We start from the raw sequence: 21,467 nt of genomic DNA, 5'->3' as shown, positions 1-21,467 counted from the left end.
ATGAAGCCGGTGCATTGGCGCTGAATGAGGCGCCCTTTGTTGCTCTCACCCTCTCAGCCTATCCGGCGCAGGAAGCCCGCAAACCGCCCGCGAAGAGCCGCCACAAAGCGGCGGCGCGGGGCAGGGGCGGGCGCCGCCGGGGCCTTCGGGCGGGGCACATACAGGACGTTCTTCACGTGTTTGGCCATGCCCGCCCGCTTCTCCATCTTGCTGTCCCGGAACCACACGGGCGGCCGGCCGTAAATCGGCCGGTTCATCGCACCCGAGACCTGGATGAGCATGCGGCCCCAGCGCTTCTTCTGCGGGTCGAGCTTCTGCATCGACATGATGTCGTCGGCGCGGAACAGCGGTTTGCCCGCCAGCTTGCGCTGCTGGTTGTAGGAGAACAGGTTCACGCCCTGCCCGAAGCCGACCTGCTGCGAACCGGAATTCTCGATGAAGGTCGTATCGCCGATTGACTTCTGCACCTCATCGGCGGCCTGGCGGTCGGTCTGCGTGAACCACACGAAATAGGACATCGACCCGACCAGCGAGCGCTTGATGCTTTCCCCCTGGTTGCCATAGCGGGTGACGATCTGCGCCGTGTTCTGCCCGACCAGCACCAAAGCGACCCGCTGACCGCGGCCGAATGCTGGAATCTTTGGCAGGCTGGCGAGCGGCGGCATCGTCCAGAACTCGTCGGCAAGGAACAGCACCGGGCGCCGCTCCTTCACCTCCTTGACCGGTGTGGACAGCAGGAAGTCGGCGGCCTGATCGAAGAACAGGCCGGTCAGCCGGCCATAATACTCGGCGTCTTCGATGGACACCGTGATGTAGACGGTGATCGGCTTGCCGAGCGCGTCCGAGCGCGTGCGCAGCATGCCGCGCAGGTCGGATAGCCCGAAATCCGAGGTCCGGGTGCGCGAGCGCACCACCGCTTTCTTGAACACCGCGATCGCCGACCCGGCCGTCGAGATCACCGACCCGCGTTCGCGGTCGGGCTTCATGAGCAGGCCGTTGGCTCCTGCAGGCAGCGCGGGCTGAAGCCGTTGCGCTTGCCGAACGCGATGGCGTCCTCCAGCAGCGTGGCGGTGCGGTCGCCGTCGGCGGCATCGCCGCCCGTCGGGTTCTGCTGCGTCCCGATGATGTCGGGCAGGGCCGCCGTGCCCGGGTGGTGGACGCCCTGCTCGTCGGTGACCGGACGCGTAACCTGCAAGTCGCTGAAACTGTCCTTGCCCTCATCCAGGGCGCCCTCCAGCCAGAACAGCAGGTCGGAGAAGGTCGCCTCACGGGCCTCCAGCTCGGCGCGGTGCAGCTCGTAGAGAATGAAGCCGGCGAGCGCCGCCCGCCCGGTGTTGCGCCAGTGCGCTTCGATCGTCTCCGGAATCAGCGTCGCGCAGGTGCGGTCGACGAAGGTCTCCAGCTTGCCGACCAGGCCCTGCGCCTCTTCAAAGTCGCCGGCCCGCGTTGCGAAGAGCCGGCCGGTGTCCGCCTTGGCGTTCTCGCGCAGGGTGCCGACGCGCTCCGGCTCGGCGACGAGCCGCTCGTGCCAACCGACGCCGCGCTCCACCTCGCGCAGCACGCGGTTGAACACCGTGCGCGCGTCCTCATAGTGCTGGTCGAGCGCGGTCAGCAGCTCCCGGCGCAGCCGCGCCAGGGTCATGCCGAAGGGCATGGCGCGCACCGACAGGAAATTGTAGCGGTGGCCCTGGTTGTTGCCCCAGGCCAGGCGGAACACTGGGCCGAGCTGCGCGCGCCAGGCGCCGGTGGTTTCGAACAGCTCGCCCTTGGGGTCGTTAACGACGATCGACGGTCCCGGCAGCTCGGCGTCGTCCGGCCAATCCGCCAGCAGGTTCGTCGTGAGGAGCACCGACTTGCCCGTTCCGGGCGGCGCCACGACAAGCGCGGACAGCCACTCCCAGTTCCGGACCGCGCCGCCGCGCATCGTCGGGCTGACCGGCGAGCCGGCGTACAGCGTCAGCACCAGACCGGTGCGGCAGAACAGGCGGTCGAGCCGCAGGTCGCGCAGCGTCGCCCACTTCGCCGCGCCCTTGGAGACGTAGCGCGGATCGTGCGGACAGACGCGCGCCAGCACCAGGAAGGTGACCAGGGCGGCCGTCCAGCTGACCAGCCACTCCGGCGCCGGACCGCTCCACACCGCCCCCGTCCACCGATGGAAGAGCCAGGGCCAGGCGCCGCGCCCCTCCAGCGGCTGCTCCCAGAAGCGCTCGACCAAGTGCGGCCACCAGCCGTCGAGCGCCCCCCACACGCCGACGAGGAAGGAGCCGGTCGCCTCGACCCAGCGGATTCCGAGCCCTGGTGGCCAGTAGCGTCCGTCGCGCACCCAGCCCTGGGGCGTGGCGATCCACGGGTCGTAGAGCTGCGCCACCGGCCAGCTCAGCACCATGAGAAGGCCGCCGACGGCGAGGCCGGCGCACAGCGCCCCGATCTGCCACCACAGCCATTTCCGTCGGCCGGGCTCGTCCTCGAGCCATTCGCGCATCGCGCCGTTCCTCCCGCTTGGCCCGCGGGTCCACCGGACCCACGGGCTCCCTCAGAGCGCTCCGTTGATCATCCGGCGCCACGGAACGTCCAGATCGCCGGTCGCCGGATCCTTCCAGGCAATCCCGGTCACCTCGCGGCGGTCGATCCCGGTCTTGGCGACGTGCACCACCACATCGACGGTCCGTGCCAGGAACGCGACGATCTCCGCGCTGCCCTGGCTGCCCTCGCGCATGGCGACGTTGCGCCGCCACGCCTCGAGGGCGTCGAGCGGCGAGTTCGAATGCAAGGTGGTGAGAAAGCCGCCGAGGGCCCCGGTGTTGAGCAGCCGCAACGCCGGCACGGCGTTGTCGTAGGACAGCTCGTTGAGCACGGTGACCGAGCCGTTGAGCCGCAGCACGCTGTCGATCAGGTCGCCGAAGTCGAGCGCGGTGGCCGCCTGGGCGAAGCGGTTGCGCATCAGGCGGGTCTGGTTGCGGTGGGGCAGGTCGAGCTCGTCGAGGTCGCCGATCACCACGAGGCGGCGGTCCATGCGGATGTCGCGGGCCAGGAGGCGCAGCAGCGACGACTTGCCCGAACCGACCGCGCCCGACACCAGAACGGTGGCGCCGTCCGCGATGGTCGTGCGCAGGCGCGCCGCGACGGCGTCGCTCAGCCCGAAGTCGCGCAAGGTGCGCGTGTCGTCGACGCGGTACAGGCGGATCGACAGCGAAACGCCGCTCGGCACCGCGTTGCCGAGGATGGCGTGCAGGCGATGCCGGCCGGGCAGGACGAGCGACAGGATCGGCTTGGCGCTGAGGTGTTCCCGCGTGCGCGGGAAGGCGTGGCCCGACACGTTGGCCAGCCCGAGGCACAGCATCCAGGCCCACTCGGGCGTGCACCACGGCGCCGCCTCGGCGCGGTAGCCCTGGCCGACCCGCTCGATCCAGACCTCGCCGAACGCGTTGATGCTGATCTCGGTGATCCGCTGATCCTTGATATACGGCGTCAGCGGCCGCACGAGCTCCTTGATCGACGGGTGGTTCTCCAGCGTCCAGTGTTCCACTTACCACGTCCCTCCCGGCTTGACCCGCTGCACCGTCACGCCGGAATTGGCCGAGCCGAAGGTGCTGCTCTGGCCCGGCGCCAGCACGGCGCCGCTTTGCTGCACGGTGCCCGTGCGCGACGGTTCGTAGCCGGAGGACGCGCCGCCGGGCGATGGGTACGGGGAGGGCGGGTAGGTCGGGACGACGTTGGACGGCGGCGTCCGCGACGCCCCGTTCGGCTGGACGTTCGGCTGGAATTGCGGGTTGAGGCGCTCCCCGACGCCGCGGCCGGTTTCCCCCATCACCATCGGCCCTTCCGCTGGTGAGCGGATCCACAGGTCGGTCGTCGGCACGATCAGCACCTTGGTGCCCGGCGGCACGATCACCTGGCTCTGCGCGCGCAACCGCTCCAGCTCGCGCTCGACCAGGCCGTTGACGCCGTCGGCCATCGTCCGCCCGAAGGCCACCGCCGCCTCGCCGGCGGCGCTGCGCTTGGACTGCGTGCTCGTCGCCAGCCCGGTCGTGATGTCGATCGCCGAGGTGATGGTCGAGCGGTCGAGGGCGCCGATCAGCCCGCCGGTCGCCGCGTTCACCGCCGCGCCGAGGACGGTGGCCAGCAGCGCCCGGTCGGTGCCGCGGTCGATGTGGCCCGGCAGGCCCTTGCGGCCGAGCGCGTCGCTCGCCGCTTCCTCGATGAGGATGTGTGCGCGGTCGCCGGCGCGGATGATGCGCCGCCACCGGACGTCGACGCGCTCCTGGCTGCCGCCGACCGCCGTGCACTCGCCGATGATCGAGCTGCCCGCCGGGATGAGCACGGTGCGGCAGCGGCCGTCGCCGCCCGAGTTGTAGACGTGGCGGTCGACGATGGCGCGCACCTCGCCGCACTGCGCGCTGTCGATGTAGGTCAGAAGGTGCGCTTCGATGACGCTGTCGGCGCCGACGACGCGGCAGCTGTCCACGGGCAGGCTCGATTTGTAGGACGGATAGCCGCCGTAGTCCGGCTGCGTCGTCGCCGGTTCCGGCGCCGCGTTGACGGCGCGCACCTGCTGCTGGCGCGCCTGGTACTCCTCCTGCACGGCGCGTGGCGCGTCGCGCGGCGGCGGTGGTCCGAGGTGCGGAACGCCGGCCAGGCGCTGCTCGCGCATCCGGTCGCGCAGGCTGGTGTCGGGCGCCGGCGGCGCGGTGGCGATGGCGGCGGGCGCCGCCGCCACGCCGTCGAGGGCCACGGCGAGCGGATCGCCGACCGCCGGCTGCACCAGCAGCTGGCCGGCCGCGGCGCCCGCGACGAGCGGCCGGAACACCAGGCCGAGCAGGCAGCTCTGGGCTCTGTCGAGCGCCTCGGGGCAGCCGCCGTCGAGCGCGTAGGCGCCGTCGCCGTTGAGCCCGGCGGTCAGCGCCAGGCGCGCGCCGCCGGTGTTGGTCACGCGCACCGTGGCGCGGGTCGCCCCGCCCACCAGGCCTTCCAGGCGCAGTGTCGGCGGCTCGACCTGCAGACGCCCGGGCTCGGCCGCCGGCGCCGGCGTGGCCGCTGGGGGCGAGGAGGGCGTGGGCGGCGCGCTTGTCTGGAACGCGGGCACGCTCGCCGGCCCGGTCGCCAGCATCGGCGGGGGAGGGGGCGGGGGAGGGGGCGCCTTGTCGTCCCAGAAGGCCGAGGCGGCGATCACCACCAGGATGAGGGCGCCGCCGCCGATCCAGGCGCCTTTCGCGGTCACACGCATGATTGCTCCGTCACGGCTTGCCGAGCGCCGGGTCGATGGCGAAGACGCTGAGTGGCGGCGGCGGGCCGTCCGGGGTTACCCGCCGGACGCACAGCCACGTGCCGCCGGACTGCAGCATCACCGTGTCGGCCGGCGACTTGACCACCAGCATGGCGCTGTCCGGGCCGATCCACTCCTGCTGCGCCGGCGAGGGCACGCCCTCCACGACGTTGAGCGCGATCGGTTTGGCGATTTGGTCGGCGCGGCGGCCGTAGTCGATGAACAGCCACAGCCCGTCGAAGGCGAGGTGGTCGGGGGCCAGCCAGGCGACCGAGGGGTCGGCGCCGAACGCCCGGTAGGCGTCGAAGCGCATCTTCGCCGCGTCGAAGGGAATGCGGCGGACGAAGTCGCCAGGGGCGGCCGCGGAGGTGACCACGGCCTCGGCCTGGCAGGCCGCGTCGTGCTCGACGATCACCGAGAGGTCGGAGACCTTGTCGTAGTCGAGCGTCTCGGCGAACACCTGGAAGGCGTAGAGGCGGCCGGAGCGGGTGCGGATGTGCAGGCTGGTGTCGGAGCCCGCGACGATGGTCGAGAGCTCCGCCTCGTTGAGCGGGATGCCGCGCGCCTTGGCTTGCGCCGCGCCGCCCGCCTTGATCGCTTCCACCGTCGCGGTGAAGCCGCGCGACTCCCCGACGCTGGCCAGAGTGATCTCCTCGCACGGCGACAACCGGATCAGCGTCTGCTTGAAGGCGCGGGTGTGAATGACGCCCACCATGTTGTCGCGCATGCGCAGCAGGCGCACGCCCGGCGCGACCTGGCCCGGTGCGGCGACCGGCTGGCGCCAGGCGTCGTGCGTGTCGCCCAACGGTGTGTAGGGATTCAGCTCGGGCGGTGGTGGAACGGCCGCCGCCGCGGCGGCGCCGGTGGAGCGGGCGACCGGTGTGGCGCCCTGCGTGGCGTAGAGAGGCGGGGCAGGGCAAGATGGTGCAAGCTCCACAAGAAGGCGTGACGAGACGCGCCTGCTAAAACCGCGGTATTCCATGGGGCAGAAAGCGGCAGCCATGCCGACCGCTGAACACGGCCGTCAACCGGCATGTTCGGGGAGCCATTGCTGCCTTGCTTCGGGACGGAATCTGTGGAAGCTGTCGGACCCGACCGAAGCGGATCTCCGTGATGACCGACATCTCAGCACGCGCCGGTGACCTTGGCCGTCTGAAGGCGCGCACCCAGGCCTTGCGTGCCAAAACCGTAGAGAACGGCTGCACCGAGCAGGAGGCGTGGGCGGCCGCGGCGAAAGTCGCCGAACTGCTCGACCAGCACGACCTGTCGCTCAGCGACATCGAAATCCGCGAGGAGGCCTGCGAGCGCGCCGTCGTCGAGACCCACCGCAAGCAGCGGGTCCCGCTGGATGGCTGCGTGAATGCCATCGCGGTATTCTGCGACTGCCGGGTGTGGCGCGAGAAAAATGGATGTGGCGAGTTCCGCTATGTTTTCTTCGGCCTGTCGCCGGACGCCACGGTCGCGCAGTACATCACGGACCTGGTGTCGACGGCCATGCACACCGAGGTTGAGCGGTTCAAGAGGACCAAGGACTATTTGCGCTACCATCCCGACGACCGACGCACGGTCCGCACCGCGTTCCTGCACGGCATGGCGGCATCCGTCGCGGAGAAACTCGCGGACATGAAGAGCCAGCGCGACGCCGCGAACGCCACCACCGGCCGTGACCTGGTGGTCGTCAAGACAGCCGTCGTCGAGGAGGAACTGGCCAAGCTCAACTTAAATCTCCGGAAATCTCGCTCGTCCGGGCGGTCGGTGACGAAGAATGCCTTCGAGGCCGGGCAGACCGCCGGACGAAAGCTCGCCATCTATCCAGGCGTTTCGGGAGAGGTTGCGGCACGCCTCGCACGGAAGGTCGGCTGACGGAGGCGACTGAAAATGGCGAGCCGGCACAAATGGGCGTTCCGGTCCAAACTTCGGACCAGCGGCTTCGGATGGCGCGGGTCGAAAACCGCCGTCACGCGGCTGAAGGAGGCTGTGTCGGAGATCAAGACGGCCGCCAAGTCCGATCCGTTGACGGCGGGGGAGGGGGCCGTGGTCCTCGCGGAACGGGTCTGGCCCGCCTTTCAGGACATCGACACCTCCTCGGGGGCGCTCGGGCGTGCCGTCCACGACGCGCTCGAGGCCGTCATCCCGATTTTGATCGCCGCACCCACCAGCCCGAAGATGCGGGCGGCATGGTTGGAACGTCTGTACGAGGCGATCCAGGACGACGGCGTGCAATACCTCTGGCCGATCGAGGAGCGGTGGGGCGAGATTGCGGTCTATCCGGAACTGATGAACGAGTACGCCGACCGGCTGCTGCCACTGTTGCGGCGGGTCTGGTCCGGGGAGGTGCCCGGCGGCTACGTCGTCGGTGGCACGATCTGCCTTTCCTGTCTGCTGGAGGTTGGCCGCTACGGAGACCTTCTCGAACTGCTGAGGCTCCGAGATCACAGGTTCTGGTCGGACCATCGGTATGGTGCGGAGGCGCTGGCGCGCCAAGGTCTTTACGAGGCCGCGCTTGCCTACGCCGAGGCGTGCCGCGACTCCAAGTTGGGTGGCTACGACGAACGCCGGATTGACCGGTTCTGCGAAAGCGTCCTGCTGAAGGCCGGGCGCGAGGAGGAGGCCTACCGCCGCTTCGGCCTGCGGGCGGGCGCAGGGGTGACCTACCTCGCCACCTACCGTGACACCCTTCGCCGGTATCCGGGAAAGGAGCCGCGCCAGGTTCTGCTCGACCTGATCGCGGCGCGCGGCGAGAAGGGGAAGTGGTTTGCCGCCGCCAAGGACGCGAGCTTTTTCGACATCGCCCTGGACTGCGCGGGTGCGTTGGATGCCGAGCCCGCCACGCTGGTCCGCGCCGCACGGGACTTCGGGGAGAAGGACCCGACCTTTGCCGCCCAGGTAGCACTGCACGCCCTCTGGGGGCTGCTCAACGGCGCTGGCTACGACCCGAGCGCCGCCGAGGTGAACGCCGCCTACGATCACCTCCTGGTGGCGGCGTCCCGGATCGGCGCCGAAGGCTGGGCCAGGGAGCAGGCCGCAACGCTGGCGGCGGGGCCGTGCTCGCCCGGCAGAGAGCCCATGAGGCAGGCCTTGGCCTCCCTCCTCGAGCATGGGCATTCGCGGTTGGTCAATCGATGATGACACCGAAGAACCGTTCAGCAGCCGGAAACAGGGAAATGACGAGCCGTGGGACGCAGAACAAGATGCACGCCGAGTGTGCCTGAGCCGGAGGTTTCGGTCGAAGACGTCGAGGCCCTCGGCGCGCGGCGGCTGGCCGAGATCCTGGTCGAGCACTCCTGGCAGGACGCCGGTCTGCGGCAGACTCTGCGCTTGGCGGTCGCGTCCCGGGCGACCGGCGACCGCCTGGTCCAGAGTCTCGCTCTGGAGATTGATCGTATTCGGTCCGATGACCGCTTCTTCGATTGGCGAACCAGCCGCACGCTGGCCTCGGAGTTGGACCGCATTCGGGACGCCATCGTCCACAACGTGCAGCCCCGGGACCCGAAGGCGGCGGCATCCCTGCTCGACCGCTTTATCCGTTTGGACCGGAATGTGTTTGAGCGCGCCGACGACTCCGACGGTCAGATCGGGGGTGTGATGCAGCAAGCCGTTGGGGATTTCGGGCGTGCCTGGGCGGCGGTTCCTGACCGTGATCCGGTGCAGCTGGCGCATGAGGTGGCTGCGATCTTCCTGAAGGACAGCTACGGGGTCCATGGCGGCATCATCCGTGCCTTCAAGGACGCCCTCGGCTCCGTCGGCCTTGATGCGCTGGAGCGCCTGCTGCGGCGCGATCTGGCGCACCGGGCGGAGGCTCATGACGGCTCAAAGGACTGGGCGTTGGGGCGAGGCCTCAAGGACATCGCCGATGCGCGCGGCGACGTCGACGCCTTCATCGCCGCGCAGCGGGTTGCCGGGACCGAGGACGCCGCCATCGCGGCCATCTGCGAGCGCCTGATCGCGGCCGGGCGTCTGGAGGAGACGCTGGGGCGGCTCGAGCGGGCGGTGGTTCCGGCGCACAAGCTGCGTGAGCTCGAGGACCTCCGTGTGCAGGTCCTCGACCTTCTGGGGCGCGCGGACGAGGCGCAGGCGGCACGTTGGGCGGCGTTCCGTCGCACCCTGGCGAAACCCACGCTCGACGCCTACCTGTCCCGGCTGCCCCAAGAGGAGCGCGGGCAGGCCCGGCGGAAGGCCGTGGATATCGCAACCGACCATGCCGAGCTCTACGCCGCCATGTCCCTGCTGGCCGGTCTCGACTTAGATGCCGCCGCAGGTCTGGTGCTGACACGGATCGAGTCGATTAACGGCGACCTGTATACGACTCTCCGTCCGGTGGCGAAGGCCCTGTCCGGCCGTCATCCGGTGGCGGCAATCCTGCTGTACCGGAGGATGACGGACGCCGTCCTCGCCCGCGCGCAATCGACCTACTATGAGCATGCGGTCCGGGACCTGGTTGCTGCCGAGCACCTTGCGGCCAACATCAAGGACTGGATAGGGCATCCGTCTCAGGAGCTGTACCGCCAGCATCTCGCGGCGAAGCACCGGCAAAAGCGGTCGTTTTGGGACCGGATGAGCGCCGCTGGGCTCAAATGGGTTGGCAGATAGATTCCGTATGAGGCCCAAGGGGACTGCCGAGGAATTGGGGGCAGGCCGCCACGGCCATCTCGGACGCGAGATCGGCTTCGGCCTTGAAGAGGTGGCCGAGCCCGGAGCCGAGCTTGCCGTTGATGACGGCACAGCGGACCTGGAGCAGACGATCGGCTCCCCGGCGGGACCAGCGCATCTGCTGCGATTTGGCCATGCGGCGGTTGACCAGAAAGTTGGCGGCGCCTTCGGTGAGCGCGGTGCCACCCCGCAGGCCGGCGCGATGGCGCTCGGCATAGTTGGTCAGCCACGCGCTCTGGCTGGTGAGAAAGCGGTCGATCTCGTGCAACGCGGTCCACAGCCGGCGCGACGCGGGACGGTTGGATCCAGGCCCGCGCTCGCCGTAAAAAGCTGGCAGGACGGCCTGGATGTGCTCGAGGGTGAGCTGGGCGTCAGCCACCTTGCCGTGCCAAATCCGCCAGTGCAGGCGCTCGACTTCCGTGATGATCAGTTCCTTGGCCTGCTCCCGTTCCGGGGTGTCGCCTAGCAAGCTGCCCGCGGCCTTTTCCGCATGCTGCAGGCGCATGCCGACGTGGAACCAGTCGAGCAACGGCGGGGCCGTGACGCCGGCCTCGACCAGTAGGGCGCGCAGCCCCGGGCAGCCGTCGGTGAAGGCAGTCAGTTCAGTGTCCTCGCCTTAGCCGATCTCGGTGAGAGTGCACCGGATCAGCGTTTCGATCGCCGTGTCCGTCTTGGCGACTGCGGCGAACACCCGTCGGGTTCCCTCGGAGGTTTCGGCATTGCCGAGGCGGACTTCGAGATACCGCTGGTCATCCTCACAGCTGCGGATGAAGGTCGAATCCCGGTGAGCGTGATCGCCGCAGCTGAAGGTGCCGGCGCGGTCGCCGCGGTGTCGACCAGTTCGTTGCCGAGTTTCAAGGTGTGGGCGCGCAAGGTCTCGACGTCCATCCCGGCGTCGAGCGGCTATACGTTGGCCAACCAACACCGGCTTGCGCCTCACCGCAACGAGCACAGCGAAAGCGCGGCAGCCGGACCGTGATCTTGCCGAACAAGGTGGCGATCCGGTGGGGCCCGTAGTCCTTGACCCGGCACGCCGTTCCACACCTCCAGCAGGGCGGCCGGCGGGTGGCATGGGCGCGGCTTTGCGCCGCGACGATTGCCTGCTGAACCCGGGTCAGGAGCCGCTTGCCCTAGGCGTGCGTCAGGCCGAGGTCCACCAGATTGCTTAGATCACCGGGGCGCTCGATCGCCAGCACTTCAACACCGCGCGACGGACCATCGACCCCGCTCTCTATCAGCACACAACCACAACGGTCACGTCCGTCAAGGTGGTGGAAATTGGAAGGTGGTCAGGTGCGTCGTCGCTCAGGCCGCCTTTGTTGAGGGGAGCGGTGTGATGACGGGCTCGTCGGATGCGGCGATCCCCGCCATGGTTTCGAGTGTCAGGTAACGGTGCTGGAGCTGCCAGTCATCGTTCTGTTCCAGCAGAATTGCACCGACCAGCCTTCGAACGCTTTCCTCATTTGGGAATATACCAACAACATCGGTGCGGCGTTTGACTTCCTTGTTGAGACGTTCAAGAGGATTCGTCGAGTGTAGCTTGGTGCGGTGCGCCTCGGGATAGTCCATGTAAGCGAGGACGTCGTGCTCAGCGTCGTCGAGTAGTGCTGCCAGCTTGGGAAAGCGCGCCCGCAGCTGATCGGCGACATGGCGCCAGACCTCCCCGGCGCTCTTGCGGTCGGGCTGCACGAAGACTTGGCGCACGGCGGCCGACACCACGGTCTGCTGCCCCTTGGGCACGTGACAGAGCAGCGAGCGAAGGAAATGCACGATCCGAACGCAATCGACCGAATCCACTTCACGGTCACGCTGGCGTTTGCTTGGCCGCACCTGGCCAAATCGCGACACCGTCGCCAGTGACCACCGGGGCCGACTGTTTGGCGGACACCTCCACTACGGAGATGTCTGCCCATGCCGCATCATCGACAGCCCCCGACGCCAGCGATTTGGACCATCCACTCCGTCTTCGTCCGGACCCGCGACGGGCCGGATCGGTTGGCCGACACCTACCGCCGCCTTCTCGTCCCCGTTGCGGAATCACGGCCAGCGGCGACCGCCGGCTTGACCGAGGGAGAAGCATCATGCGCGCCGCCATCTATGCCCGCGTCTCCACCGAGCGTCAGGAACGCCAGCAGACCATCGACAGCCAGCTCACCGCCCTGCGCGCCTGGGCCGGCGCCAACGATCATGACTTGAGCGACCGCCACGTCTTTCGCGACGAAGGCTACAGCGGCTCTCGCCTCGATCGGCCGGGGCTGGATGCTCTGCGCGATGCGGTGCGCGACGGCGAGGTGGAGATCGTGGCCGTCCTGGCCCCGGATCGTCTGGCCCGGCGCTATGTCTACCAGGCACTGCTTCTGGAAGAGTTCCGCCGGGCGGGCTGCGCGGTGGCCTTTCTCAACCATGCGATCTCCGACGATCCCGGCGATCAGCTCCTCCTGCAGATCCAGGGCGCCGTGGCCGAGTATGAGCGCGCCCTGCTGGGCGAGCGGTTCCGCCGCGGCAAGCTCCAGAAGGCGCGGGCTGGCCAATTCGTCGGGGGCCGTGCCCCCTACGGCTACCGCTACCTGCCGCGGCACGAGGGGGCGCCCGGGCGTCTGGTCATCGATGACGCCGAAGCGGACCTCGTCCGTCTGCTCTATGGCTGGCTGACCGAGGAGCGGATGAGCCTGCGCCAGATCCTCAAGCGCCTGAACTTCGGTCCCTGGTTTCCGCGCTGCGGCCGACGTCCCTGGTCGCCCTCGACCGTTCATCACATCCTGTCCGACCCGGTCTACACGGGCACCGCCTACTCGAACCGCTATGAGTACGTGCCGGCCACGAAACCCCGCACGCGCAAGCCCAGTTACTCAGGCGTCGGGTGCCGCCGGCTCCGGCCAAAGGAGGAGTGGATTCCGATCGCCGTGCCGGCCCTCATCGACCAGGAGACCTGGGACCGGGCGCAAGCCCAGTTGGCGCGCAATGCCACGCTGTCGTTGATCGTGCCCCGAGGCGTGGTGTCTGAGGGGGCCTCTGTGCTCTTCGGCGGGTTGAGGCCGCCGGTCTACTCCGCTGCGATGGACAGCGGATCAGGGGTGTGAGGGTGGCACAGCTCGGCCAGGCTTTCCATGGTCATGTAGCGCCGGGCCACCGCCCATTCATCATGCTGCTCCAGCAGCAAGGCGCCGACGAGGCGCACAACCGCCCCTTCGCCAGGGAAGATGCCGACGACGTTGGTGCGCCGCTTGATCTCGCCATTCAGCCGCTCCAGAGGATTCGTGCTGTGCAATTTGGTGCGCAGGTCCTTGGGGTACTTCATGTAGGCCAGCACGTCGAACTCCGCCTCGTCCATCAGCGCCGCCAGCTTGGAAAAGCGCGGCCGCAGGCTGTCGGCCACCCGGCGCCACTGCTCATGCGCCGCCTCAGCGGTCTCCTGGGCAAAGGCGGTGCGAATGGTGGCCGCGACCATCGTCTGGTGCGCCTTGCCGACGCAGGCGAGGAGATTCCTCATGCAATGAACACGACAGCGTTGAAGTGTGGCGCCCAGCACCTTGGAAGCGGCGGCCTTCAGCCCGAGATGCGCATCGGCGATCACCAGCTTTACGCCGCGTAGGCCCCGGCGGGTGAGGGTGCGCAGGAAATCGGTCCAGAAGGTCTCGGCTTCCGACAGCCCGAGGCCGAGCCCCAGCACCTCGCGCCGGCCATCGCTGTTGACGCCGATGGCCAGTATGGCGGCGAGCGAGACGATGCGGCCGTCCTGGCGCACTTTCACGTAGGTCGCATCCAGCCACACAAAGGGCCAGTCGCCTTCCAGCGGCCGGTTCAGGAACGCCTGCACGCGCTCGTCGATGTCCTGGCACAGGCGGCTGACCTGGCTCTTGGAGATGCCGGTCATGCCCATCGCCTTGACCAGATCATCGACGTTGCGCGTCGAGATGCCCTGCACGTAGGCCTCCTGAATCACCGCGATTAGCGCCTTCTCCGCGGTGCGGCGCGGCTCCAGGAAGGCCGGGAAGTAGGAGCCGCGCCGCAGCTTGGGGATGCGCAGGTCGATGGCCCCGGCGCGCGTCTCCCAGGTCCGCTCCCGGTAGCCGTTGCGCTTGGTCTGGCGGTCCTCGCTGCGTTCGCCATACCCGGCGCCGCACAGGCTCTCCACCTCCAGCTCCATCAGGCGCTGGGCGGCGAAGCCGACCATCTCGCGCAGAAAGTCGGCATCGGCGCTCTTCCCAATCAGCTCCTGAAGAGCGATCCTGTCCTCGGTCATCGTGGTCTCCGTCTTGGTTGATGGTCGTTAAGCAACCTCAACTTAGCCGAAGAACACGGTGACCGCCGCTCCCGAACGGCCGGCCCGCCTGCGCCAGCTATGGGGGAGCGCTCCGGCGGGCCAGCCTCACGCCTCAGACACCACGCGGTGGGACGCGATCCTGTCGTTCCGCAACAACACCAAGCACACTTACCTTCTGCGCTGCTTGCTGACGTGTAGCGCCTGCGGCCTCACCATGTTCGGCACCGTCCGCCCCGGCGGGCGCCGCTACTACCGGTGCGCCGGCAAGGACTGGTTGGAAACCGCCCGTGCACAGCCCTGTCCGCGCGCCTGCGTGAACGCCGACGATCTCGAACGCGCGGTCTGGGAGCATGTCCGCGGCCTGCTCGAAGCGCCCGATCAGCTGGTGGCCCAATTCCAGCAGTTTGCTGACGAGGCCGACCACCATGCAGCCCAGGAGCAGCGGGCCGAGCAGCGGATCGCCGGGCGCCTTGGCGGGCTTGCCCGCGCCGACCAACGCCTGCTTGATGCCTATCAGGCGGCGGTGATCAGCTTGGAGGAGTTGACCGAGCGGCGCCAGCAGGTCGCCGACCAACGGCGCGCGCTGGAACACCAACAGCAGCAACAGCGCGTTCTACGTGGCCAACGCGCCAAGGCGCAAGAGGTCGTGGGCGAGCTGACGGCCTTCTGCGCGCGTGTTCGGGAACGGCTGGACGACGCCTCTCTTGCTGACAAGCAGGCCATCTTGCAACTCGTCATCGAGCGCATCATCGTCCATGACGACAGCTTGGAGATCCGCCATGTCATCCCGCTGCACAGCCCGCCACCCGGCCGGGACCCGACAGCTGAGCCGATTGGTGGATTGCGTTCGGATCGTGTGAACACGGCACCTCTGCCAGGTGGCGCTCAGCACCTGACTGATCGCCGCCTTCAGCCCCTCATGGGCATCGGAGATCACCAGCTTCACGCCCTGCAGCCCGCGCCGCACCAGCGAGCGCAGGAACGCGATCCAGAAGATGGCCGCTTCCGACTGCCCCAGCCCGAGGCCGAGGATTTCGCGGCGGCCATCCTGATTGACGCCGGTGGCGATTATCGCGGCGATCGAGACGATGCGGCCGTCCTGGCGGACCTTCAGGTAGGTGGCATCCAGCCAGAGGTACGGCCACTCGCCCTCCAGCGGGCGCTCCAGGAAGGACTGCACGCGGGTGTCGATGTCCTGGCACAGCGCCGAGACCTGGGACTTGGAGATGCCGGTCATGCCCAGCGCTTGCACCAGGTCATCGACCTTGCGCGTGGAGACGCCCTGAATCCAGGCTTCCTGGATGACCGCGGTGAGCGCCTTCTCCGCGGTCTTGCGCGGCTCCAGAAAGGCCGGGAAATAGCTGCCCTGGCGCAGCTTGGGGATCTTCAGGTCCAGCGTGCCGAGCCGGGTGTCGAGCTGGCGCGGGCGCGAGCCGTTGCGGTAGGTGGTGCGCGTGTCGCTGCGCTCGTGCCGGGCGGCGCCGATCAGCGCCTCGACCTCGAAGTCCATCAGCCGGTGCAGCGTGTGCTCGGCGACGGCGCGCAGGAAATCGCCGTCCGTGCTCTTCTGGATTTGCTCGATCAGTGCCATTCTGTCGTCGGTCATCGTCGTGTCCTTGGTTGTGATCGCGTGTCGCAACTTGACCTTACCGAAGATGCGCGATGACCACATCCTGTCACCGAACACACCGCCTGCGGGGCGGAGGATCGGGCTGGGGCCGGGCTACGCTATGGGAGGGCTTCGCCCGGCCCCAGCCCGATCCTTCATGAGCGCTTTTTCCACCACGCCGCTGGACGTTACCGCACAACACCCACCCCATTCCCGATCCCTTGACGGTGACAGACCCGACCGATCATAGCCTGCCCGGCACAACACCCCCAAACTCTTGGCAGTCCCGCGTCCGGGTCACGGAAGTGGCGGATGGTGATAGGGCTTGAGCGAAGAGCTGCATGGGGTGGGAGGCGGGGCAGACAATAGGACAACGGGGCTGACAACGCGCTACCAAGTCGCGACAGCGGGCAGCCATGGGTGGACGACGGTGCGACAACGCAGGGCAGGGCGCGCATCACCGCTGGGCGGCTTTGTGCGCAATGGAAGCAGTCTATGGTGCAGGTCGTGTCCTCTTCTTGATCGTCACACCTGTGCATCAATATGCAGGGGTTTTCCTGACAAAGAAAAAACCCTATAAACTCAAAAGCTTGGCTCGCTCCTACGTACAAGTTGTTCAAGCAGAGCGCTGCACCATTTTTTTTGCATGTTCCAGAGCGCCTGGGCTATCGCAGCTCCTGCCAAAAATCCGTTAATGCTTTGAAATTATTGGAATCTTAAGAGAACTTACCCGGAAAGTCCGTGCAAATTGATGCACAGGTGTGATGACCAATGCCGTAGGCCGCCACCTCCCGCCTCCTCGCCGCTTCCGCACAACTCCGAGTAGCTGGCGCGCTGCCCGCGAGACGTGACCTGACCGAGCGAGGCTGGCGTTGACGATGCGTGACCTGTGCCGCTGTCGCTTGATTGAACGGTGCCGACGCTGTGCCTGCCCAGACGTGGCGTGCTTTTCATGAGCCGTGACCTGACACAGCGCCACCTGGCGCTGATGCCGCGTGCGACCTGCGCTGCAGATGCATAAATGGCGCCCTGATGCGCTGATCTGTGACTGCGCGATCGTGCTGGTTGGCTGTGATGATGTCGTGCTGGAGATGGTGAACCTGCGACCTTGCGACGTCGCGAAAATGCAGGCCGATCAACGTGTTGACACGGTCTGGAGACGCTGACGCCTGTGCCGTTGCGACGTGCTGATCAGCGCGCTGAGAAGGCGAGAAGCGGCCGCGTTGGTGGCGTGATGGAGCCAGGTTGAGGCCGTCCGTTGCTGAAGCGATGCGCGTTATGACGTCGAGCCGATTCAGGCGAAGACGTTGATCTTGGTGAAAATGCGTGTGGTGGCTGTCCACGCGCTTGCACCGGCGGTGTGGCGTGACGCGGCGTCGTGAGGAGGTGGCGCAGTTGGCGCTGGGCTGGAGGCGAGGCGTGGGCGACCAAACGCGGCGCCGAAGGCGCCGCGCGCGGGCGATTCTGGGGGGGCGGTTGATGCACGCGTTGGTGGAGAAAGTACGGACGGAGATGGGGCGCGGCGTGGCGATGGACGTGGTGGAGGAGGCCAACTGAGGCGGCGCCTGTGGAGCGCGACAACGATGCGACTACGGTGGCGACCGTGCGCCGACCACGTGCCGACTACGATGCGACCACGCGCGACACAGGCGACCACGCGAGCGACAACGGGTGCGACCACGCGAGCGACAACGGGCGCGACCACGCGCGACCACAGGCGCGACAACGGAGCGACCACGCACGACCACGCAGGCGAGTGGAGAGTGCGACCACGCGACGTGAAATGTGCTGCGAGGCCGAAGGGGAGTGGGTTATGGGAAAAATGGGTGGCGGAGCAATCGAGCGCCGCCCGTGCAAGGCGCGGAGGGGTTGCGTGGCTGGTGGTCCGAGCCGAGTGGACGAGGAGAAAGCCGCGGAGGTGGTCACTGAGCGCTTCGTGGCACTGGCGCGACAGTTCACGCCTCCCGCCAGCCCGCAGAAGCCATCTCGCGATGGGATGGGGGCGGCGCGCTGGATACAACGCCTGTACGATGAGATCACGACGATGCGGGCCGCTGGCTGGAAGTGGAAGCACATCGTCGCCCTTCTGAAGCAGTCGCGGGTGCCGCTGTCCGGTGGAGCGGCTTGGTCCGTGAAGACCGTCATGTGTCTCTATAAAACCGAGCGTGACAAGCGGGCCGGGCGGGGGACGTGGCGCGCCATCAAGCGGGCGTGCGCGTCGGGGGACGGGAATGGTGTTGGGGCGGGGGCGGAGCCCCTGGGGGTACGGGAGGCGTCGGATGGGTGGCGGGCGGCGCTGGGCGGGCGGCGGATGGTGGCGGCGTGGTCACGGCGAAGCGGGATGAGGTGGCGCGCGCGCCGGGGGGTATGGGTGTCGGAACGGCGGGGGCGGGAGCTGGCGGGAGCGTGGGCGGGGGGCTGACGTTGGGGCCGAAGCCTAAGCCTCGCGCGAGGGTGGTGGTGGAGGTGGTGGCGTCGCGGGGCGATGAGGGGACATCCGGTGCGGCTGTGGTGCCTGGGCTGGACGGCAGGCCCGTCTGGGATCGGATTATGGAGCGGCGGCACTATGGGGATGTGGCGGACGATGGTGTCCTGCGAGGGCCGCCGGATGGGTAGGATGGGACGATTCCGCCGTTGAGAGAATAGCGCGGCCGGCGCGAGCGGGTGCGCGAGTGCGTGGTGTCGGGTTCGACACGAATGGATCAACCGTCATGAAACAGGACAGGCCATGGTCGTGGGCCGGGGTGATGGCGAGTGTCCACTCGGTCATGGGGTCGGTGAGGCCCCAGGTCGGGTCATCGGCGAGGGTGCGGAGGTGCTCGTCGTCGGGCAGGGGGCCGGCGTCGATCGCGGCGGCGAAGGCCTGGGCGCGGAGGGCTTCGCGGCGGTCGGCGATGAGGATGGCGCGATAGAGGAGCTTGGCGGTGTCGGCGGAGAGGGCGTCGGAATCGGGTCTGTCAGGAATTCTGTGGAGTTCGGTGACATCCATTCACTTTCCGGCGTGAGCAACCGACCACGTTATCAACGCCGCTCGTCCGATGGTTGCGGCGACAACCGACGCGCGGAGTAAGCCGACAGAAGTCCTGTCGCGTTGGGCGTGAAACACTCAAAAAGGCATTCGCGGCTGCTGAGCCCCGGCTTGGAGCGGCGGCGCGGTCAAGCCCCATAGCCGCGCAGCGGTGCGCCGCAGGCGCAGGGCTTGACGGCGACGACCGCGTCCAAGCCACCCTCCGGCGGCCGTGAAGACCGATCTCGCGGAGGCGACGGATGGACGTCAAAACCCGGCTCGGGTGGGTCCGATTGTACGAGCAGCTTGGCGATGCCGGGCTCGTCTGTCGGCGCTGCGGCATCTCCCGGCCGACCCTGCGCAAATGGTGGCGCCGCTATCAGGCCGCTGGGCTCGCGGGGCTGGAGGACGAGAGCCGCCGTCCCCGGCGGCAAGTGAGCCAGAAGGTCTTTGCGGAGCAGGAGGCGTTGATCCTCGACCTGCGCCGCACACGCCAGCTCGGCATCAAGCAACTGCGCCATGAACTGATCCGGCAGCACGGGCTGACCTTGTCCCTCGATACGCTCCACCGGGTGCTGGTGCGCCACGGCGCGCAGCACTTGCAACGCCGCAAGCTGCCCCGCAAAGGCGTCAAGCGCTACACCCGCCCGATCCCCGGCGATCGCGTGCAGATGGACACCTGCAAGATTGCTCCGGGCGTCTAGCAGTACACCGCGATCGACGACGGTTCCCGCTACAAGGTGCTTGCCGTCTACCCGCGCCGCAGCGCCAAGTACACGCTGGCCTTTTTGGAGCGCGTCGTGGAGGAAATGCCCTTCGCCATTCAGCGCCTGCCAACCGACCGCGGACTGGAGTCCTTCGCGGAAAAGGTCCAGCGCCAGCTCATGGATTGGGCCATCAAGTTCCGCCCCACCAAACCGCGCTCGCCGCATCTCAACGGCAAGGTTGAACGTACCCAACGGGCCGACCTGGAAGAGTTCTGGACGACCGTGGACCCGCGCGCGCCCGACCTTCAGGAGCGCCTCGCCGAATGGCAGCACTTTTGGAATTGGCATCGCCCACACAGTGCCTTGAATGGCAAAACGCCCATCGACCGCGTCTGTGAACTTTCTCCCAAAACCCCGCTCCGCGACGAGGTCGAGGCCGCCTATGATCCGACCAAAGAGCGCATCCGAACCGCCAACTACGCCGTCGATGCAACCTTGGCGGCCCTGAAATGATGTGCCCAGACCCTACACTTTAAATCACCGCGGCAGGTGCAGTGCTTCCTCTCCATCCATGACCCGATCAACAACCTTGTCCACCTCCGCCGCGATCACCTCACCGCCTCCGAGTTCCGAGCTGCCCACGCCCAGGCCTTCTCCGCCTGGGCCGAGGTGGCCGGCGTGCCTCTGGCCGCGTGATCACTCGGTCCGCCGGCCGTCTTTGGTCAAACTGCGCCGCCCATCACCCCCACTGCCAACGATTTGACGGTGCCGGTCCAAAGCCCGTGATGCCCGCCCCGTCTGAATCCGTGGCGATGAGTGTGCCGGCAGGACCATTGCCGTTCGGGCCGAGCAGCGGGCGGAAATTAGGTGAGCCCCGGCGTTAGCGGGCGCGCGCCGCCTGCCGTGCATCGCCTTGCCCGTGGTTGCCCTGATGTTATAGTCCCACCATGATGCGGCTTGCCTTTCTCGACATCGAGGCCTCTGGTTTCGGCCCTGGCTCCTATCCTGTGGAAGTCGGATGGACCTTTGCCGATGGAACCGGCGAAGCGTGGCTGATCTGTCCACCCGACGAGTGGACGGCCGCGGGGTGGGATGCTGCTGCGGAAGCGCTTCACGGTCTCTCCCACGCGTGGCTGGAACATGAAGGGTGGTCGGCAGCTTATGTCGCTGATCGGGCCGCCGCACAGCTCGCCGACGTGTTGCTCTACACCGACGCCGCTGTGATCGACAGCCAATGGCTGGCCCGCCTTCTGGAATGGGCCAGCCCGCCGGCGTCACTGAACGTGCGGCCCTTTACGGATCTCCTGCGCCTAGTCGGCGCCGACGCGACTGCCGTGCAGGCGGCCATCACCGCAGCCAGCCAAATGGCACCCCGGCAGCACCGAGCGTTGGCCGACTCCCGGCATCTGTGGGCGATTTGGTGCCACCTGGGAGGCGAGTAGCAACGGACACTGCCATGAAAATCCCTCGGTCGGGTGGGCCGCGATGCATGGGGCGCTCCCGGTTCAAGCGGCCTTGGGCGTCGCGACGACCTCGTAGCCGAGGCTTTCGAGGTGCTGGACGAGCCGGCGGGCTGCGCGTTTCTGATCGACGTGGTTTAGGTGATCTTCGCCCAGGTCCTTATACGTTTGATGCGCGGCGAGCATGTGATAGGCGGCGATCAAGACCTTGTGGGCGATCGCCAGCGGCGCGCGCAGGGCGCCGCGGCGCGCTTTGAGCGTGTGGTGCTTGGCCTTCCAGTTCCTGTCCCTGGTGCGCACCGCGGTCTTGGCGGCGCCGACCAGGGCGGTCTTGAGGTGGAGATTGCCGCGCCGGCATCCGGCGCTACGCTTACGGCCGGTGCTGGCGTAGTTGCCGGGGCACACCCCGGCCCAAGCCACGAGGTGGGCGGACAAGCCGCGCGGCTTCTTGATGGTCGGCCGGGCCGAGGCCGCCGCCCTGCGAGCGCCGAAGCGGGTCATCATTCT

The 21,467-nt window shown here is 68.0% G+C and carries 17 protein-coding genes and 4 pseudogenes; 10 read left to right on the top strand and 11 right to left on the bottom strand.

The window, feature by feature from the left end:
* Positions 1-53 precede the first annotated feature (53 nt).
* From M2351_RS35540 to M2351_RS35520, 5 genes are read right to left on the bottom strand one after another with little or no spacing between them, the layout of a single operon-like run.
* Complete coding sequence (locus M2351_RS35540) at positions 54-986, bottom strand: type IV secretory system conjugative DNA transfer family protein (RefSeq protein WP_264660703.1); 933 nt, start codon at positions 984-986, stop codon at positions 54-56.
* Complete coding sequence (locus tag M2351_RS35535) at positions 983-2,482, bottom strand: type IV secretory system conjugative DNA transfer family protein (RefSeq protein ID WP_264660702.1); 1,500 nt, start codon at positions 2,480-2,482, stop codon at positions 983-985. The genes M2351_RS35540 and M2351_RS35535 overlap by 4 nt, the downstream gene beginning before the upstream one ends.
* A 51-nt stretch (positions 2,483-2,533) precedes the next feature.
* The gene (locus M2351_RS35530) at positions 2,534-3,526 is read right to left on the bottom strand and encodes an ATPase, T2SS/T4P/T4SS family (protein WP_264660701.1); all 993 of its coding nucleotides are present in this window, start codon (positions 3,524-3,526) and stop codon (positions 2,534-2,536) included.
* A complete protein-coding gene (locus tag M2351_RS35525) occupies positions 3,527-5,224 on the bottom strand; it encodes a TrbI/VirB10 family protein (protein ID WP_264660700.1) in 1,698 nt (565 codons plus the stop codon).
* 10 nt (positions 5,225-5,234) lie between these two features.
* Entirely contained in the window at positions 5,235-6,200 is a 966-nt protein-coding gene (locus M2351_RS35520; RefSeq protein WP_264660699.1) for a hypothetical protein, read from the bottom strand.
* Positions 6,201-6,376: 176 nt separating this feature from the next.
* Between M2351_RS35520 and M2351_RS35515 the strand changes: the two genes are divergently transcribed.
* From M2351_RS35515 to M2351_RS35505, 3 genes are all read left to right on the top strand, one after another.
* Entirely contained in the window at positions 6,377-7,126 is a 750-nt protein-coding gene (locus tag M2351_RS35515) for a DUF7168 domain-containing protein (protein ID WP_264660698.1), read from the top strand.
* Positions 7,127-7,141: 15 nt separating this feature from the next.
* A complete protein-coding gene (locus M2351_RS35510) occupies positions 7,142-8,389 on the top strand; it encodes a hypothetical protein (RefSeq protein WP_264660697.1) in 1,248 nt (415 codons plus the stop codon).
* Positions 8,390-8,467: 78 nt separating this feature from the next.
* Positions 8,468-9,853 (top strand): DUF6880 family protein, encoded by a 1,386-nt coding sequence (locus M2351_RS35505; protein ID WP_264660696.1) that lies wholly within the window; start codon positions 8,468-8,470, stop codon positions 9,851-9,853.
* Here the strand turns inward: M2351_RS35505 and M2351_RS35500 are convergent.
* On the bottom strand, positions 9,834-10,442 hold the full coding sequence (locus M2351_RS35500; RefSeq protein ID WP_264660695.1) for a hypothetical protein: 609 nt from the start codon (positions 10,440-10,442) through the stop codon (positions 9,834-9,836). The two genes, M2351_RS35505 and M2351_RS35500, sit on opposite strands and share 20 nt — an antisense overlap.
* Before the next feature lie 255 nt (positions 10,443-10,697).
* On the opposite strand from M2351_RS35500, the gene M2351_RS35495 reads away from it, so the two are divergent.
* The gene (locus M2351_RS35495; protein WP_264660694.1) at positions 10,698-10,892 is read left to right on the top strand and encodes a hypothetical protein; all 195 of its coding nucleotides are present in this window, start codon (positions 10,698-10,700) and stop codon (positions 10,890-10,892) included.
* Between the two features lie 326 nt (positions 10,893-11,218).
* Here the strand turns inward: M2351_RS35495 and M2351_RS35490 are convergent.
* Positions 11,219-11,683, bottom strand: a pseudogene (locus tag M2351_RS35490) (transposase); the annotation flags it as partial.
* A 311-nt stretch (positions 11,684-11,994) separates the two neighbouring features.
* Between M2351_RS35490 and M2351_RS35485 the strand changes: the two are divergent.
* Complete coding sequence (locus M2351_RS35485) at positions 11,995-12,993, top strand: recombinase family protein (protein WP_264660693.1); 999 nt, start codon at positions 11,995-11,997, stop codon at positions 12,991-12,993.
* Here M2351_RS35485 and M2351_RS35480 read toward each other — a convergent pair.
* Positions 12,957-14,156 carry an IS256 family transposase gene (locus M2351_RS35480; protein WP_264654291.1) on the bottom strand — a complete coding sequence of 400 codons (1,200 nt, stop codon included), beginning with the start codon at positions 14,154-14,156 and terminating at the stop codon, positions 12,957-12,959. The genes M2351_RS35485 and M2351_RS35480 overlap by 37 nt on opposite strands.
* Before the next feature lie 235 nt (positions 14,157-14,391).
* Between M2351_RS35480 and M2351_RS45390 the strand changes: the two are divergent.
* Positions 14,392-14,475, top strand: a pseudogene (locus tag M2351_RS45390) (hypothetical protein); the annotation flags it as partial.
* Between the two features lie 546 nt (positions 14,476-15,021).
* Here M2351_RS45390 and M2351_RS35470 read toward each other — a convergent pair.
* Positions 15,022-15,783: pseudogene (locus tag M2351_RS35470) on the bottom strand (IS256 family transposase); the annotation flags it as partial.
* A 1,368-nt stretch (positions 15,784-17,151) separates the two neighbouring features.
* On the opposite strand from M2351_RS35470, the gene M2351_RS35465 reads away from it, so the two are divergent.
* Positions 17,152-17,343 (top strand): hypothetical protein, encoded by a 192-nt coding sequence (locus M2351_RS35465; RefSeq protein WP_264660691.1) that lies wholly within the window; start codon positions 17,152-17,154, stop codon positions 17,341-17,343.
* Positions 17,344-17,659: 316 nt separating this feature from the next.
* Positions 17,660-18,208: a hypothetical protein gene (locus M2351_RS35460; protein WP_264660690.1), complete on the top strand. Its 549-nt coding sequence runs from the start codon at positions 17,660-17,662 to the stop codon at positions 18,206-18,208.
* Between the two features lie 126 nt (positions 18,209-18,334).
* On the opposite strand, the gene M2351_RS35455 is transcribed toward M2351_RS35460, so the two are convergent.
* Positions 18,335-18,775: a hypothetical protein gene (locus M2351_RS35455; RefSeq protein WP_264660689.1), complete on the bottom strand. Its 441-nt coding sequence runs from the start codon at positions 18,773-18,775 to the stop codon at positions 18,335-18,337.
* Positions 18,776-19,053: 278 nt separating this feature from the next.
* Here M2351_RS35455 and M2351_RS35450 point away from each other — a divergent pair.
* A pseudogene (locus tag M2351_RS35450) lies at positions 19,054-20,013 on the top strand (IS481 family transposase).
* Positions 20,014-20,447: 434 nt separating this feature from the next.
* Positions 20,448-20,942 carry a hypothetical protein gene (locus M2351_RS35445; protein WP_264660688.1) on the top strand — a complete coding sequence of 165 codons (495 nt, stop codon included), beginning with the start codon at positions 20,448-20,450 and terminating at the stop codon, positions 20,940-20,942.
* Between the two features lie 63 nt (positions 20,943-21,005).
* Here M2351_RS35445 and M2351_RS35440 read toward each other — a convergent pair whose 3' ends face one another.
* The gene (locus tag M2351_RS35440) at positions 21,006-21,464 is read right to left on the bottom strand and encodes a transposase (RefSeq protein WP_264660687.1); all 459 of its coding nucleotides are present in this window, start codon (positions 21,462-21,464) and stop codon (positions 21,006-21,008) included.
* Between the last annotated feature and the right edge of the window lie 3 nt (positions 21,465-21,467).

Source organism: Azospirillum canadense (genome assembly GCF_025961225.1).
Classification (GTDB): Bacteria; Pseudomonadota; Alphaproteobacteria; order Azospirillales; family Azospirillaceae; genus Azospirillum; species Azospirillum canadense.
This window is presented reverse-complemented; position numbering and strand designations above follow the sequence as displayed.